General features: G+C 41.8%; 17 protein-coding genes. 4 read left to right on the top strand and 13 right to left on the bottom strand.

Annotation, left to right across the window (positions count from 1 at the left end; all coding sequences use genetic code 11):
• The first annotated feature begins 286 nt into the window (after nucleotides 1-286).
• Together H5181_RS04320 and H5181_RS04315 are read left to right on the top strand one after the other, a co-directional pair.
• Nucleotides 287-1,012, top strand: a complete 726-nt coding sequence (locus tag H5181_RS04320) for a FadR/GntR family transcriptional regulator (RefSeq protein ID WP_011639110.1) — start codon at nucleotides 287-289, stop codon at nucleotides 1,010-1,012.
• A gap of 347 nt (nucleotides 1,013-1,359) precedes the next feature.
• The gene (locus tag H5181_RS04315) at nucleotides 1,360-3,090 is read left to right on the top strand and encodes a tannase/feruloyl esterase family alpha/beta hydrolase (protein WP_182750319.1); all 1,731 of its coding nucleotides are present in this window, start codon (nucleotides 1,360-1,362) and stop codon (nucleotides 3,088-3,090) included.
• Between the two features lie 196 nt (nucleotides 3,091-3,286).
• On the opposite strand, the gene H5181_RS04310 is transcribed toward H5181_RS04315, so the two are convergent.
• Both H5181_RS04310 and norR read right to left on the bottom strand, forming a co-directional pair.
• Nucleotides 3,287-4,036: a DUF1499 domain-containing protein gene (locus H5181_RS04310; protein ID WP_259396939.1), complete on the bottom strand. Its 750-nt coding sequence runs from the start codon at nucleotides 4,034-4,036 to the stop codon at nucleotides 3,287-3,289.
• Between the two features lie 137 nt (nucleotides 4,037-4,173).
• The gene (norR, locus tag H5181_RS04305) at nucleotides 4,174-5,754 is read right to left on the bottom strand and encodes a nitric oxide reductase transcriptional regulator NorR (RefSeq protein WP_182750317.1); all 1,581 of its coding nucleotides are present in this window, start codon (nucleotides 5,752-5,754) and stop codon (nucleotides 4,174-4,176) included.
• A gap of 186 nt (nucleotides 5,755-5,940) precedes the next feature.
• Between norR and hmpA the strand changes: the two genes are divergently transcribed.
• The gene (gene hmpA, locus H5181_RS04300) at nucleotides 5,941-7,122 is read left to right on the top strand and encodes an NO-inducible flavohemoprotein (protein WP_182750316.1); all 1,182 of its coding nucleotides are present in this window, start codon (nucleotides 5,941-5,943) and stop codon (nucleotides 7,120-7,122) included.
• A 145-nt stretch (nucleotides 7,123-7,267) separates the two neighbouring features.
• Here hmpA and H5181_RS04295 read toward each other — a convergent pair whose 3' ends face one another.
• The 9 genes from H5181_RS04295 to H5181_RS04255 form a co-directional block, all read right to left on the bottom strand.
• Nucleotides 7,268-8,425: a PP2C family protein-serine/threonine phosphatase gene (locus H5181_RS04295; RefSeq protein ID WP_059747785.1), complete on the bottom strand. Its 1,158-nt coding sequence runs from the start codon at nucleotides 8,423-8,425 to the stop codon at nucleotides 7,268-7,270.
• Nucleotides 8,426-8,434: 9 nt separating this feature from the next.
• Entirely contained in the window at nucleotides 8,435-9,010 is a 576-nt protein-coding gene (locus H5181_RS04290; RefSeq protein ID WP_011639116.1) for a phospholipid-binding protein MlaC, read from the bottom strand.
• Entirely contained in the window at nucleotides 9,010-9,459 is a 450-nt protein-coding gene (gene mlaD, locus H5181_RS04285; protein WP_102036554.1) for an outer membrane lipid asymmetry maintenance protein MlaD, read from the bottom strand. The genes H5181_RS04290 and mlaD overlap by 1 nt, the downstream gene beginning before the upstream one ends.
• Nucleotides 9,460-9,471: 12 nt before the next feature.
• Complete coding sequence (locus tag H5181_RS04280) at nucleotides 9,472-10,266, bottom strand: ABC transporter permease (protein ID WP_011639118.1); 795 nt, start codon at nucleotides 10,264-10,266, stop codon at nucleotides 9,472-9,474.
• Nucleotides 10,266-11,063, bottom strand: a complete 798-nt coding sequence (locus H5181_RS04275) for an ABC transporter ATP-binding protein (RefSeq protein WP_182750315.1) — start codon at nucleotides 11,061-11,063, stop codon at nucleotides 10,266-10,268. The genes H5181_RS04280 and H5181_RS04275 overlap by 1 nt, the downstream gene beginning before the upstream one ends.
• Nucleotides 11,056-11,385, bottom strand: coding sequence for an STAS domain-containing protein (locus H5181_RS04270; RefSeq protein ID WP_011639120.1), 330 nt, complete (start codon nucleotides 11,383-11,385; stop codon nucleotides 11,056-11,058). Before H5181_RS04270 ends, H5181_RS04275 begins: the two co-directional genes overlap by 8 nt.
• A 6-nt stretch (nucleotides 11,386-11,391) precedes the next feature.
• Nucleotides 11,392-11,793 carry an ATP-binding protein gene (locus tag H5181_RS04265; protein ID WP_102036555.1) on the bottom strand — a complete coding sequence of 134 codons (402 nt, stop codon included), beginning with the start codon at nucleotides 11,791-11,793 and terminating at the stop codon, nucleotides 11,392-11,394.
• Nucleotides 11,794-11,796: 3 nt separating this feature from the next.
• Nucleotides 11,797-12,594, bottom strand: a complete 798-nt coding sequence (locus tag H5181_RS04260; protein WP_182750314.1) for a VacJ family lipoprotein — start codon at nucleotides 12,592-12,594, stop codon at nucleotides 11,797-11,799.
• A gap of 275 nt (nucleotides 12,595-12,869) precedes the next feature.
• The gene (locus H5181_RS04255) at nucleotides 12,870-13,088 is read right to left on the bottom strand and encodes a DUF6500 family protein (protein WP_011639123.1); all 219 of its coding nucleotides are present in this window, start codon (nucleotides 13,086-13,088) and stop codon (nucleotides 12,870-12,872) included.
• 330 nt (nucleotides 13,089-13,418) lie between these two features.
• Between H5181_RS04255 and H5181_RS04250 the strand changes: the two genes are divergently transcribed.
• Nucleotides 13,419-14,165 (top strand): phosphatase, encoded by a 747-nt coding sequence (locus H5181_RS04250; RefSeq protein ID WP_182750313.1) that lies wholly within the window; start codon nucleotides 13,419-13,421, stop codon nucleotides 14,163-14,165.
• A 170-nt stretch (nucleotides 14,166-14,335) separates the two neighbouring features.
• Here the strand turns inward: H5181_RS04250 and H5181_RS04245 are convergent, their stop codons facing one another.
• Both H5181_RS04245 and H5181_RS04240 read right to left on the bottom strand, forming a co-directional pair.
• Nucleotides 14,336-15,064, bottom strand: coding sequence for a single-stranded DNA-binding protein (locus tag H5181_RS04245; RefSeq protein ID WP_011639125.1), 729 nt, complete (start codon nucleotides 15,062-15,064; stop codon nucleotides 14,336-14,338).
• A 65-nt stretch (nucleotides 15,065-15,129) separates the two neighbouring features.
• On the bottom strand, nucleotides 15,130-16,497 hold the full coding sequence (locus H5181_RS04240) for an MFS transporter (RefSeq protein WP_011639126.1): 1,368 nt from the start codon (nucleotides 16,495-16,497) through the stop codon (nucleotides 15,130-15,132).
• Between the last annotated feature and the right edge of the window lie 179 nt (nucleotides 16,498-16,676).

Below are 16,676 nucleotides of genomic sequence, written 5' to 3'. Positions count from 1 at the left end.
ATGACATATGACATTACTCATAAAGGGATAGTTATTACATCTATGGAGTAGATCTCAAAAAAAATGAATTTTGTGACTTTCTAACAAAAACATTACAAATCGCATCGACGGTGACGTAAATTCAGGATGAATATCAACAGAAAAGCGAATAATCGGAGTTAAGTCACACACTTAGAAGTCATCGTGACGCATAAATAGGGGCGTAGAAACATGGATATTTCATCAGCAAAACTATTAAGCATATGTATGAGCATGATAGAATATAGGCAAGAACAAACGTAGGACAATGAACTTGGTTAACTTTACTCCTGTCAAACACATGAAAGCTTCCGATGAAATTGGAAACCAGCTAAAGAATGCTATTTTTGAAGGTAAATATGTAGCTGGCGATAAACTACCATCCGAACGAGAACTTATTGAGCTATTTCAAATAAGCCGCACAGTTGTGCGAGAAGCAATTAAAGGACTTGAAGCGAGTGGCCTTGTAGAAATTAAACAAGGTGCGATGGGTGGTGCTTTCGTAAAACTGATGACATTTGAACGACTGACTAATGTGTGTCAGGAATTGTTCATCATGGAAAAAATGTCATTCGCCGAAGTCTGCGAGGCACGATTACAAATTGAACCTATGGTCGCAAAATTAGCAGCGCAAAACTGCACACCAGAAATGGCAGAAAAATTGCGTGAAGCCTCACGCAATGAAGAACACATATTAGACTATCCTGATACCGTTTATTTACGTCAAAAAGTGCATTATATTTTAGCTGACATGTCAGGGAATCGTTTTTTAGCTGCTATCGTCAAATCATTGCTACAAGTTATCAGTAATGCGACTACAAAATTTGAACCTAGCCATGACAAAGTCCATCCTGCGGGCCTGCATGACGGTATTATTGAAGCCGTTATTGCACAAGACGGCCAACAAGCAGAGGCAGAAATGCGCGAACACTTACAAGCATTTACCCTAAGACTTAACGTTGTAGAAAAAGATTATAGAGACACTGAAAAATAGCTTTTTTATATCATACAGTCTTGATTATATGCAGGTTCATGTTTATTCATGAGCCTGTTTTTATATCCACAGTCAAACACAATCCTACCAAGGTTTTCAACATGATGACTTAACCCACGAACAATATAACTTAGTCAGCTAAATGACCTTATCACATTGCTAACAGCCTATTTATTCTCGCCACAAACCGCGTAAATTTCTGTTTTTTAACCCCGACTGCGATCCATTTCCCAACAATTTCGAAACTGAGACCTCTTCTTCATTAAATTCTTATCAGTATTTACCTAATAAATCATATGTTATACGTTTGACGTATCACCATTTGAGTATAAACAATAAGGATTAGTATGAAAACGGAAAATCTATGGGTTCCCCTAGCTTTGGCACCTTTGTGTATTGCCCTTTACGGCTGCAACAGTGACTCACCCACAAAAACGGTTCCACAGCTTGAGGCCGCAACACCTGCGAGTATTATTAGCTGTGCCACATTAACAACTGAGTTTAATTATGCCGATACTACAATCACTAGTGCAGAACTTATCCCTGCGGGTGACGTAGAATATGCCGCAGGCGAAATCTACCCATCTCCTTCACATTGTTTAATCAAAGGGCTAATGAACGAAAGAACTGGCATAGGAATGGGCGGAGATGCCGACTATGCCATTGGTTTTGAAATGCGTTTACCTTCTGACTGGAATGGCCGTTTTTATTATCAAGCCAATGGCGGCTTAGATGGTTCTGTGCAAAAAGCGGTGGGTCGCTTCCTTATTTCTGAAAGCAAAGATTCTGGCGCACTAAACAAAGGATTTGCGGTCATCAGTTCCGATACCGGACACGCATCACCTGCGCCCTTATTCGGGATGGATCCTCAAGCACGTTTAGATTATGGCTACAATGCAGTTGCCGAACTCACACCAATGGCCAAATCTCTGATTGAAACAGCCTATGGAAAACAGCCTGACCGCTCCTACTTTGGTGGTTGCTCAAACGGTGGACGCCATACCATGGTTGCCGCTACACGTTATGCCGATTTATATGATGGTTTCTTAGTGGGTAATCCTGGTTTCAACCTACCCAAAGCTGCTGTTTCGCAAGTTTATGGTATTCAGCAATACTCAAGCCTAGTGAATGTTGATGCCGACAATGTACTCACCTCTTTACAAAGTAGCTTCACCCAAGAAGAGTTTGCACTCGTTTCAAATAAAGTCGCTCAGCAATGTGACGCATTAGATGGTGCAAGCGACGGAATGGTACAAGATACTTACGGTTGCCAAGATGCATTTGATTTAGCTCGAGATGTGCCAACCTGTTCTGCTGACCGAGATGGCACATGTTTAACTGCGGCGCAGAAGTCAGTAATGACCAACATTATGTCTGGGCCACATAATAGCAATACAGATGAAGCCATTTATTCAGACTTCCCTTATGACGCTGGTATGGGAACCAGTGACTATTATGGCTGGGAGTTTTTCATGGCAATGATGAGAGACCCTGGCGCATTGGCATTTATATTCTCAACCGCACCAACCCCGTACGATTCATCGGAACTCGGCTCATATGAATATGTGATGAGTCTCGATATGGATACCGATATTGAGCGTATTTATAACATTAATGACACTTACACCGAGTCTGGCATGGAGTTCATGACACCACCAAACCCAACAGATCTGACGATATTGCGCGATCGTGGTGCAAAAATGATGGTCGTTCATGGGACTTCTGACGCGGTATTTTCGCCTAACGATACGGTTAATTGGTACAAAGGGTTACAGGACGTTAATGAAAATCAAGCCGACGAGTTTGCTCGCTTATACTTAGTCCCAGGTATGAACCATTGCGGTAACGGACTAGCAACAGACCGCTTTGACATGCTTGATTCGCTTGTTGAGTGGGTTGAGCAAGGCCAAGCACCTGAGAGCATAAAGGCTGCTGTTCGTTCTGAAAATACTGAGTTGCCTGCTAACTGGTCGAAGACACGCACTAGGCCACTATGTCCTTTCCCACAAGTGGCAACCTATAGCGGCACAGGCGACATGGAAGAGGCGATTAACTTTACCTGCGTGACGCCTAAATAATGAGCAGCTGAGTAATAAGCCCCGCAGTAATAATGACAACAGGGCCACATCATGGCGCACCTAGATTGTTGAGCTAGATTGTGGCGCTAGATGTCCATCACTGGAGTACGTTTTGGGCACAGCTTCATTTAGAGGTAAACAAAAAAGGAGCATTTTATGCTCCTTTTTATTGGCTAAAACCCACCACTTAATTTATTCAAGACTCAGAGAACCGCTGACTAAATTCTTGAATACGTTTTGCGTTCACACCTGCATCGCCAATGCCAATCCGCGACACGCTGCGTAAATCAATACGACTGCCCTGCTCTAGCGAAGAAACAACGATAATGACATCATCTGCAAAATTGAAAAAAGGCGTTGTAGCTGTACTTTCAAAGCGCAGTGCTTTTTGGTCTTGAGCTACAATGGTCCAGCCCATGGTTTTAGCGACCGTTAATGCTTTTTGATAAGCCGCTTCTACCGATAAGTCTGACGCTATAGGCTGGATATTAGGGAAGGCTTGTCGTTGTTGTGCGGCAATCTCTTCTCCGCCATAAACCAAACTATTTTTAGCGCCAATTCGGCTGTCAGTTAAAAACTCAAACTGCGGTGGTGATTGAGTGTTGGTAGTAATATCGTGAATAGGTGGGTATTTCACTGGCTTGATAACCAACGCCATAATGCTTGGCGACAATATAGCTAAGCCCAGTAATAACGCTATTGTAGAGGTTAATATGCCTTTGCCTTTAGCGTTACTGTCTTGCTTAATAGTAAAGCTGGTACCTAATGCCAGCACCGCAACCACCACCACTAAATAACCCAACAGGTTATTGTAATTACGGCTGGCCATAAAGCCGACAATTGGGTCCCACAATCCCAACGACGAGCCAAACACCATCAAAGCCGCAATCGCGACAGAGACGATGGCAACGATCAATGCGATATTGCCTATATTACGTTTTTGCATAACATCCATCCTTTAGAAGACCCTAATTAACCCAACTTATATTGACCTGTTTTTGTGGGAATAAATTTCTGTTCATCGATAATATATTTTCGATTACAGGCTATTCACACAACCTATTTTAGGTTTATACCTTACGATTAATATGCCGCATTTGGATCAAGTCCTAAACGACGCATTGTGCGAATTAAATTGCTTCTATCCAGCTGTAAACTTCTGGCGACAGCGGCTAAATTACCTCGTTCCGTCGCTAATACCGTTTGTATTGTTTGTCGTTGGTACTCATCGGTAGAATCGCGTAGTCCAAGGGTTAACACCTGCGATAATGCGGCTGCGGCATTACTGTCGTTGATAATATCAACCTCGGCTATTGCTGGTGCGACAGAATGGTTCACAACAAACTCGGAACCGAGATGAACACGGCTAATGCTAATAATGCTGGCATGACGCCCTTGCTCGCTAATAGCCCTTAACGCAGCACGGCTGAGTAAGTGTTCTAACTCGCGCACATTGCCTGGCCAATGGTATTGGGTTAACTGCTCAATCGCTGTTTGTTGCAATCTTAGTTTCGCGACGCCAAGCTGATGTTGGCTTTTTTCTAAAAAATAGCCTGCTAGTAAAATAACGTCTTTACCACGCTCGCGTAATGGTGGCACAGGTAAAGGATACACACTCAAGCGATGATATAAGTCAGCCCTAAAGCGACCTTCTTTGACTTCTAACTGTAAATTACGGTTAGTTGCGGCAACAATTCTGACATCCACTACGATGATGTTATCGCTGCCGACACGTTGAATTTCACCATTTTGCAACGCACGTAACAACTTAGCTTGCACGGCAAGCGGAAGCTCACCCACTTCGTCTAAAAATAGCGTACCACCATCGGCTAATTCAAAGCGGCCACGGCGATCACTAACCGCACCAGAATATGCGCCTTTTACATGACCAAAGAGTTCACTTTCAACAATGCTTTCTGGCAATGCAGCACAGTTAATTTGCACTAACGGTTGCTTACTACGACGTGATTGCTGATGAATACTTTTGGCAACCAGCTCTTTACCCACACCCGTTTCGCCAGTGATTAATACGGATAGATCGCTGGCGGCAACGGTATTTATCTCTGACAATAAATCCGTAATTGCGACACTGTTACCAATAATACTCGACGGGCCAGCTGTCGCTAACATGCACTGTGCCACTTGATGATTACGTTCCACTTGCACTTCTAACGCTTCAATATGTTCACTGGTACTAATCGCAGCGGCCACAGCGGCAATATAAGCACGGGTTTCGGTTGGGTTAAGCGAATCAAAGCTACCGGCTTTCATGGCGTCTAAGGTTAAAACGCCCCACGCTTTACCATCGATATAAATAGTACTGCCCATGCAATCATGCACGTGTAATTGTTCACTGCCATCATCGACTAAACCGTCGTAGGGATCGGGCAGCGTTGAGTCGGCATCAAAGCGGGTAATATGTGGGTTAGCTAAAATTTGCTGTAAGCGTGGATGGTGGTTAATCGAAAACTGTCTGGCGAGGGCTTGCTGCTTTAGCCCTACAACGGCTACTGGCACTAAATGATCATGTTTAAGTTTCAACAAGGCCACTACGTCGCATGGGATAGCGCGCTGAATCGCTAAAATCAGCCGTAAGTAACGCTCCGATTTTATCAGGTCACGATTTAAGTCTTCTACAATGTCGATAAAGGGAACAATATTCATAACAAGTCAAATTAACCCAATTTAGGTTAATTTGACATATATATTGATCTAGGTCAAATTAACCTTTATATAATTTATCCTTTATAAATCAGTTTGATAAACATTGGCACGTTATGTGTAATGTCTGCATATACAAGGTAATTGATTGAAGCTTATCGCTATTTTACTCCCTAAGAGGAATCACGAATGTTAGACACTGCAACTGTTCAAATAATTAAGGCCACTGTTCCCGCGTTACAACTGTACGCCAATGACATTACCAGCCATTTCTATCCATTACTGTTTGCACAGCATCCTGAAGTATTGCCTTATTTCAATCAAACTAACCAAGGTAAAGGTACTCAACCTAAAGCACTTGCTAACGCTGTGATTGCTTATGGTGCCAATATTGATGCGCTCGGTAACCTAAGCGAAGCCGTCAGTAAAATCGTTCAAAAGCATGTTGCATTAGGCATTTTACCTGAACAATATGACGCTGTTGGCAGTTGTTTAATACAAGCTATTAAAGCCGTGCTCGGTGATGCTGCAACAGACGAAGTGATTGATGCTTGGACCAAGGCTTACGGCCAATTAGCCAACATATTGATTGCGGCGGAAGAATCAATTTATACAGCGAAAGAGCAACAACAAGGTGGCTGGCGTGGCGAACGTGACTTTATTTTAGTCAAACGTGTAGATGAAAGCTCAGTAATTACCTCATTCTACTTTCAACCATTTGATAATCAAGGGTTACCGAGCTTTGAAGCTGGGCAATTTCTGACCTTGGTATTTGATGATATCGACGGTGTATCAATGCGCCGTAATTACAGCTTATCTGACTCTACAGGCAAAGATTATTTAAGAATTAGCGTCAAGCGTGAACCTAATGGTGTGGTATCAAATCACTTACATAACAACATTCAGCTAGGTGATAAAGTGAAACTACGTGCCCCAAGTGGCGATTTCACTTTACGCAAAAATACCAAACCGCTAATTTTACTCACTGGCGGTGTCGGCATTACTCCTGCGATTAGTATGCTCAATACTGAAGCAGGTTCAGGACGTGATATTCGCTTTATTCATGCGGCCATTAATAGTGATGTCCATGCGTTTAAACACCATGTAGATCAACTTGCCTCAACACATGACCACATAAAGCCTTTGTATGTTTACAGCCAGCCAGAACAACATTGCCAGCCTCATGCCACTGGGTTCATTGACGCATCATTGATTGCAGAGCAGCTACCAGCAGACCGCGATGTAGAATTCTATCTGCTTGGCCCTACTGGTTTTATGAAAGCAGCATTGGCCATTGCCACCAGCTTAGGTGTACCAGCAAGCCAAATTCATTATGAATTCTTCGGTCCAGCTGAATCGTTAACAGCTTAATAGCCCAACAAACCAGTGAGATAAAAAAGCCCTGAGCGTTAACTCAGGGCTTTTTAGTTTTTGATAAAAACGATTAAACCTTTGAATTAGAACGGGATATCGTCATCCTAATCTTCTCTTCTCAATAATTTAATACTCAATTAGCTTAAATAAACTGGATTGCGCACATGGTCAAATCATCCTGAAATTCAGAAAAACCACAAAACTTTTTCATTTTTTGCTCAAGATATTCCAGCATCGCCTCGGGTTCGTCGGGTGCTGCGCTGATGGCTTTTTCTAAGCGATCGAAACCAAATAATTCTTTGTGAGCATTTTGTGTTTCGATGACCACATCGGTATACACAAATAAGATATCACCCACATCAACACTGACCCGGTAAGTATCCCAGTTTTGCTCACGCAGCACCCCAATAGGAATACCGCCTTGATCTAGGGCAACCAGCCTGTTGGCTTTTTTCAAATAGGCATGAGGATGACCTGCATTAGCATAAACCAGTTCTTTTTCGTTGAAATTATAACGTAATACTGTGGCGGTTAAAAAACTGCCGCGTGGCTTTTTAGTGAAGAAATGCTGATTGATATAATTAAGTACTTCAGAAGAACTACTGCTTAAATCTTTCGGTTCAAAGGTGCGTAAGATAGCATCTATCATTGCCGTTTCTACAGCAGCAGCAGGGCCATGGCCCGATACGTCGGCAATAATCATTCCGATATCGCCTTGGGCTTCAGGGCGAGTTTTGCCAAGATCGACAATGTCTAAATAATCGCCGCCAGCACCTTTCATCGCTTTATAGGTGTAAGCCATTTTGACAGAACTGAGTTCGATATTCTTGTCTGGCAACATCAACTGTTGTAAGCGTGAAATTTCCTCTATCTCGTCGCGGATCCACACTTGGGCAGCATTAAGTTGCGATGAGGCTTCGGAAAACTGAAAACTTTTTAACTGATACAAAAGCTTAAAATACAACGAGCTAACATGCTGAGATTCAGTTCCTTCAGGTAAATCGAGCAGAATGATACAGTCAAACAAGCTCGATTCTTTACCAAAAGGCAATGCCCAACACACTTTACCATCGTCATTTAATGGCAAAATTTCTGCAATACTGTGTTGAAACGACAATGCTTGAAACTGTTGATAGAGCCTACTGTAATGCTCATCGCACAAGGATGAAAAATTACAACTAACTTGGCCGTTTTTTTTAATTAAGTAATAATGGAACTCACTTAATGTGACCGCCAAATTGGTTTTAAACCATAATGTTTCATCAATAATGCTGTTAGCTAGCGCTCTGTCTATGTTCAAGGGAAAACCTTACGTTTGGGCTAATTTAGCAGCAAGGGCTTCATTCAAACCAGAGACACCGCTTTTTTTCAAAGTACTTTTATAGTCGTTACTAAAAGTACGGATCATCGATAAACCTTCAGCAACAAAATCGTAAATTTTCCACTCATTATTACGCTGATAAAGCTGATACGAAACCGGAATAATATTTTCTTTGGTATGAATTTCGGTATCTACCGATGCATAAACCTTTTTCTTAATGGTTTCATTGGTGTAATCAACCGTTTGATTATCATATTGTTCTAGTAGCACAATATAGGTATCAACTAATACGCCTTTTAATAACACCATAAATTGGCGTTTTTCAGTATCACTTGCCTGTCTCCAATACTTACCTAACACCCGTTGTGCAGAGGCTTGTATGTCGACGTGCTTTTCAATCACATCACTGAGTGATTGCTTTTTCTGTTCAACTGACAAGGTACTATCTGATGCGATACTAATGATATCTGTCACACCTAATTTAACGCGTTCTGTCGGTTCTTGTACCGCAAAAGCTACAGACGGCATCACTAACATCATGATTAAAAAAATTATTGATTTCATTATTTATCCTGACTAAACATATATTTGCTTATTAACTCTTCTATGCTGATTGATGATTCTGTTTCTATAAACTCTTCACCATCTGCCATGTTTACTTCTGAGCCACCGGTAGATATTTTAACAAATCTGTCGCCGATAATGCCAGATGTCCGAATGGAGGCTATCGAATCATCAGGCACAGTAATCTCATTATCTAATGATATTTTAACCACTGATTCATACGCTTGAGGGTCGTAATTAATCGATTGAATTAATCCAACGCGTACACCGGACATTTCGACAAAAGCACCTTCTTTTAAACCTGAAGAATTTTCAAATTTAGCGACTAAGGTGTAGTTACCACTATTAGAAACCGATGCTCCACCAATGGTAATTGACATAAATACCAAGGCCCCAATCCCGAATAACACAAACAGGCCGACGAGAAAATTGACGTAATTGTTTTTCATTGATACCTCTAGTTATAGCGCTAACGAGCTAACGATATAGTCACTAAACAACATAATAATTGCACTCATTACCACCGCCTGAGTGGTGCCATTGCTGACGCCTTCTGCGCCCATGTTTTTTTGATTTAGGTGTAAATAAAAGCCGTAATACAAAGGTATCCACATAATAAACAAACCAAATACTAGTGACTTTATTTGACCAACCAGCACATCTTTAAAGCTAATCGTATCCATTACACCTTGAATATATGCACCAGGACTTTCTCCTTGAATGTGAACTCCAACGATATAACCACCGCCAATGCCCACCAAGTCAAACACGGCCGTTAGCATAGGCACACAAAACAACGCCGCTAATAGCCTTGGCAACATCACATAGCGGTAACTGTTAATCGCCATGCAATCAAGCGCATCAAATTGTTGCTCGTTACGCATAATACCAATTTCTGAACAGGTGGCAGAGCCAACTCGTGCGATCACCATCAATGCCGTCATCACCGGGCCTAATTCTTTAATCAAGCTCAAGGCAACTGCCGAACCCAATAAATCCACTGAACCGAAGCGCACTAAGGTATCGTAAAACTGCAGTGCTACGACCATACCGGTAAAAAGTGCGGCAACAATAATGACAATTAAAGACCGATTACCAATAAAGTATATCTGCTTAATCACTTGCTTAAATGACACCAGCCCAGTGAATAAGCTGCTGACGATACGCAGTAAAAACAATGTAGCTAAACCGATACTATCAATATTTTTACGCGTTGCAGCGCCCAAATTACTGACTGAATTAAATAAGGCATTCATTAGTTTTTATCCTTATTTAATAAACGATTAAAATAAACCTCGCCATCATCTCTTTGTGTATTAGGTTGACGGTTGATCATGTTTTGAATCCGTTCATCTGGCGAGTTTCTAATCTCATCTACGGTGCCATTAGCTACCACTTCACCAGCAAACAATACCACCACGCGATCGGCAATTTTAAATACACTTTCAAGCTCATGAGTCACCACCACTATGGTCATGTTCATGGCATCTCTTAAGGTGAGAATAAGCTCATCAAGTTCAACGGCGGTAGTGGGATCAAGCCCTGCTGAAGGTTCATCAAAAAACAGTAATTTAGGGTCCATAATAACGGCCCTAGCCAGTCCAGCTCGTTTGAGCATACCACCTGATAATTCCGAAGGCATAAGATGGCCTGTTCCAGCCATGTTCATTAATTCAAGCTTCATCCGCACCATAATATCAATGGTTTGGGTATCCAACGAAGTGTTGTGCTCTAAAGGTAGCCTGACATTGTCTGCCACCGTCAGTGAACTCAGTAGTGCGCCACCTTGAAAAGCCACACCCATTTTTTTGCGTAAGTTACGTAATTGCTTATTTTTGGCCGTAAAAATATTAACACCATCAATCGTGATAGTGCCTGATGTAGGGGTTTTAAGCCCAAGCATATGGTTAAGCAAGGTACTTTTTCCAGAACCAGAACCGCCCATCACCACCAGAATTTCTCCGGGGTTGACCTCTAAATTGACGTCTTTGAGTACATGAGTGTCGCCATATTGGGCAAACAAATGCTCTACTGTAATAATAGGCTTAACCATTGTTACTCACAGCACTTACTGAATCAGCTAAGTTAAACACCGTGTTTAAACGGGTTAGTTGCAGTACTTGAAGCGGTGAACCGTTGGCACCAACGATATGAAATTCAGTGTCATTTTCTCTGGCTTCATTGAAAGCTTCAACCAGTGAAGCCATGCCTGAACTATCAATATATTGCAGGTGGGTGAAGTCGACAATGATATTATTTTTACTCTTAATTAATTTTATGATGTCGAGTTTGATACTGCGAGAGTTGCTCAGATCGACCTCGCCATAAAGCTTAACTACTTGGTAATTGTTATGTGTTTCAATTTCAATATTCATTTAATATCACTCAAATTTAACCGTCAGTTCTAGCCAGTTACCTTTGCCTTTATGTGGGATAAGTCTTACTTTTTCAGCCACATAATGAATAAGACAAAGGCCTAACCCACCTGGTTTACATAAATTATTTTCTGCCGGTGTTAATTGCTTGTCAGTAATCTGCGAACACACATCTTTAATCACAAATAGCGCATGCTCATCATCACTGCTGACCACGATTTCGATACAGCCCTTTTTCGACATGTGATAACCATGACGAATAACATTGGCGCAAGCCTCATCAACGGCTAATACGATTTGATTGACTTTACCTTCGCTAAAAGGAAAATCGCAGCATGCATCTACCACAAATTCGCGAATATTTTTTAATTCACTCGTACAAGATGAAAACGTTTTGATGTTTGACATTGGCTAGTCCGTTATCTCCAAATCAGTGTTGTGGTCTAATTTGTCGCCTGCAGGTGCGTCATTTAATAGCTCATCATCTAATAGTTCGTCATCAAACTCTAGATCAAATTCGTCAGATTCAGTCTCATCGACTTTACCGTCATTAACCAAGTGAGCATCTCGCTGCAAATAGACATCTTTAACATAGCCATAAGGATCTAACGACCCGTCTAATATAGGTTCATATTGCTTAAATTCAATCCGACTGTCTAAACCTTCCAGCACAAACTTTCCGGCCCTTTGTTCAAACGACAGAATAGATAAAGGATAAACAAACACATCAACAAAATCGCCAACGGTATTACGTGCAGTACTGGCACCATAAACAGGCCACATAATGAAAGGTCCGTTGCCAACACCCCAAACACCAAAGGTTTGCGCAAATGTTTCTTCTTTTTTCATTAATCCCATATCGGTAGCTGGATCAAAAAGCCCCACAAGGCCGATTGTCGTGTTGACCACAAAACGTAAAACACTGCTACCGCTGTCGGTAACTTTCCATTGTAAGAGGTTATTTACTGCGTAAAGAGGTTCACTTAGATTGGATAGCAGATTTGTCACACCATGTCGGATCGGCTGAGGGATGGTTTCATAGCCTTCAGCTGCTGGTTTTAAAGCATATTTGTCCATAACCTGGTAATTAAAGTCCCAGCTTTTTCGATTAACCGCTTCGAAAGGATCACCCGGTGTTGAGGTGCTAGCACAGCCGCTAAAAAAAAGTAAAGTGGCACCAATAACTAACAATCGACCAATTATTCCCACTCATTCCTCCGGCTTTTTTCAAAAAATATATGCTAAAAATATCGGTATTAAACACGACATTTAGTATCGTTAACATCACTCAAGAGTGAAAATATAACATTAAAACGGTCAAAACTATTAGCACAATTTTGATTGATCGTTCAAAAATGAATTATACCATCACTCCATCGACCAAATGGACTATTTTATATCGCTAGGAATCGTTTAACCTATGTATCGGTTACTTATTGAATATTGGTCAAAATTGCTCTGTTGCGAATAATTTCATCCGGCTGTTACAAGCCATTTTGAATCATTTGTTTAATTTTGTGAGCCTTCACAAAATGATCCAATTGGTGTGTTTGAATCCACCATGTCGCTGCTTCCATCAATAATTGAGGATTATCATTTTTGTTGGCAAAAAATGCATAAAATGACAAACCGACGTTATCACCTTTAGCCGCGATTTTTTTGTCACACACTTCAATAATTTTCGATCTTAGTTCCGCTCTCATTATATCCTCAATCACTCGAAATTAATTTACTTAAAATGGCCTGCATCTTGTTAGTTTTTTGATGTGTAGATAGCGTTACGTTTAACACATCATTCAATAACAACCAAAACACTAGCCACAAATATTAACCATAAATACTATGCTAAAAAGTCATCGCCTCTGAACAATAAAAAACCGTTAAAGCATCGTTATACTTGTCAGCTAAACATTAAAATAACGTGTCACTTAGTGAAGAACTTTACTGTTTTAGCTGGAGAGATCATAGAGAACACTCTAGTAACGGAGTAGACTTGATGCCTACTGTTTTTGATTCAGAGAACGAGACTTGCCATGAAATTCCTTGTTGATATTCACGCGCATACTATAGCGTCAACTCACGCTTATAGTACCTTCCATGATTACCTTGGTGTTGCGAAAGCCAAAGGTATCAAGTTATTCGCCATTACCGATCATGGCCCAGATATGGCTGATGCGCCCCATTTTTGGCACTTTGTAAATATGAGAGTGTTACCTAGAATTGTTGACGGTGTCGGCGTGCTGCGCGGCATTGAAGCGAATATCAAAAATGCACATGGCGAGATTGATTTTTTTGGTGATTATTTAAAAGAGCTCGATATTGTGTTGGCAGGTTTCCATGAACCCGTTTTCCCACCATCGACTAAAGAGGCTCACACTACAGCACTTATTAACTGTATTGAAAGTGGTAATGTCGACATTATTACTCACCCAGGCAACCCTGCTTATCCAATCGATATTAAGCGCGTCGCCGCTGCCGCTGCCAAACATAACGTGGCGCTAGAGATAAATAACTCCTCTTTTTTGACGTCGAGAAAAGGCAGTACATGTAACTGTATTGAAATCGCCAATGCAGTAAAAGCAGCAGGTGGATTGCTCGTGATGGGTTCTGACTCGCATGTTGCTTTTAGCTTAGGCGAATTTGAAAAAGCCATTGAGGTGATTGAAACAGTAGGGTTTCCAATTGAACGCTTACTGAACCGAAGCCCTGAAGCGTTGTTGAGCTTTCTGACGGCAAGAGGTCATAAGTCACTTGATGAATATTCAGCTTTAATCGAATAAACATTTTATATCTCAAAACTGCCACCGTGAAATTTGGAGCATAAAAATACGGCTGGCAGACAGCTGAATTATTATCCTAACGTCCCTAGTATAGAAAAACAAAAAGGCCTGCAAACGCAGGCCTTAAAGGTTTTAATCAACACATTATATTGTGTAATATCAAGTGTGAATTAGAACGGAATATCGTCATCCCAGCCTTCATCTAAATCTGGAGTGAAGTTCTGTTGTGGCTGTGGTGCTGGACGCTGTGCAGGAGCATTTTGTTGTTGGAAATTCCCCTGAGGTGCAGCTGCTGGCTTTGGTGCATAAGCAGGTGCAGCTTGTTGCGCTGGCGCAGATTGTTGCTGGTAACCACCACCTTGCTGGCCAGCATTAGGCTGAGCTTGGTAAGCGGCATTACCTGCGGCTGGCGCAGTTTGATTGTATTGCGCTTGTGGCGGACGAGCTTGAGGCGCTGGTGCAGGACGAGACTGTTGCTGTCCCATATTTTGTCCGGCGTTTTGACCAGAGCTTTGGCCTTGCCCTTGATATTGACCACCACCGGCATTATCACCTGAGTTGCGGCTGTCTAACATTTGCATTTCCATAGCGTTGATTTCAGTCTTATAACGGTCTTGACCGGTAGTCTGATCCTGCCACTTACTGGTTTGCAATTTGCCTTCTAAATATACTTTAGAGCCTTTCTTTAAGTACTCACCAGCAATTTCCGCAAGACGACGATACATAACAATGTTGTGCCACTCGGTACGTTCTTGCATTTGACCTTGTTGGTCTTTCCACGACTCACTTGTCGCTATAGTAAAGTTGGCAACAGCATTGCCGTTTGGCATGTAACGAACCTCAGGATCTTTACCTAAGTTACCGACCAAAATCACTTTATTCACACCACGACTAGCCATCGAAATCTCCTGAGATTTTTATCTGTTTACTTTAACTGAATACTAAGCTTAATGATCTACACGATCTAATTCACAGAGCCTAACACAGCTCGCGCTTCGCTTAAATTGAATTTATCATCGACCTTTAAATAAGCCACTTTCTCTTCGAGTACGACAATGGCTTCTACAACGCCGATTAACTGTGACAGTTTACTGGCCATATCTTGTGCATCGCTTCTATCTTTTACTGTAGCTTCAAGCGTATAGCTTTTCAATAACACAGGCTTTTGCATGCCAATGGTCAAAAATAACCACACACACATTAGCCCTAGCGCAACAAAAAACACCCCAGATGCGCCTACAAGTTGATAAGCTCCACCGCCTAACATGCCGCCACAAAAAGCCCCTAAAAACTGGCTAGTTGAATACACGCCCATTGCTGAACCTTTATCGCCAACAGGACAAAACTTAGCAATCAAACTCGGCAGTGACGCTTCAAGGTAATTAAAGCCGGTGAAAAATAACACTACCGCACCACTTAACACCCAAAGGTTATCGGCATAAAACCCCATCGCGGCAAGTGACACCATCATGATCATTAACGACAATTGGAACATGGTTTTGGTGTTGTTACGTTTCACCCCAATGATAATTAACGGCACCATTAAGAAAAATGCGCCAACAAAAGCAGGGAAGTACAACATCCAATGCTTTTCTTTGACTAAACCGGCATCCACTAAATCGAGCGGCAATGCCACAAACACCGCAGTGAGCACTAAATGCAGAATAAAAATGCCAGCATCTAGGCGAAATAATTGCGGGTCTAACAACATACGCTTTAATTTTGTCGGAGTGGCGACCGTATCGCCTTTAGGTGCTTGGCTAATAGGATTGGGAACAAAAAACTGCACAATTAACATGCCCAACACAGCTAATACTGCGGTTAATAAAAACAGCCCCGTTAAGCCCATGTATTGCGCCACAATAGGCCCGACCAATAATGACAAGGCAAATGAAAAACCAATACACATGCCGATAATCGCCATGACTTTAGTGCGTTGCTCGTCTCGGGTTAAATCGGCGGCAAGTGCTAATACTGCGGCAGCTATTGCGCCCATACCTTGTACTGCACGACCAAACACCACCCCGTAAATGTGATCAGATGATGCGGCAATTAAACTACCAATGGCAAACAATACCAAGCCACCTAGAATAATCGGCTTACGTCCGTATTTGTCGGACAAAATGCCCATTGGTATTTGTAAAAAAGCTTGAGTTAATCCGTACGCACCAATGGCAATACCCACCCATAGCGGCGAAAAGCCTTCGAGGTGCTGACCATACAGCGCGAAGACAGGCATAATCATAAACAATCCCATCATTCGTAAACCAAACACGCTGGCTAACGAAAATGCGACCTTTTTCTCCATACCCGACAGTCCATTACTGGCCATGCTGTTGCCCTTTGATAAGTAATTCAACAATATTATAAGGTGCGCATATTATCACAGCGCCATAAATTAGCTCAAAAGGAAATCACAGTTTTTGATATAAGGTGTTTTATCTGCACATGTTAAACTTTAGCGGAGTTTGATGCGTACCATAAAACCACCATAGTCAAAATTGATATGAA

Origin of the sequence: Shewanella sp. SG44-2, assembly GCF_014164215.1 — a bacterium.
GTDB classification, from domain to species: domain Bacteria; phylum Pseudomonadota; class Gammaproteobacteria; order Enterobacterales; family Shewanellaceae; genus Shewanella; species Shewanella frigidimarina.
Note: the sequence above shows the minus strand (reverse complement) of the source record. Positions and strands in the feature narration are given on the sequence as shown.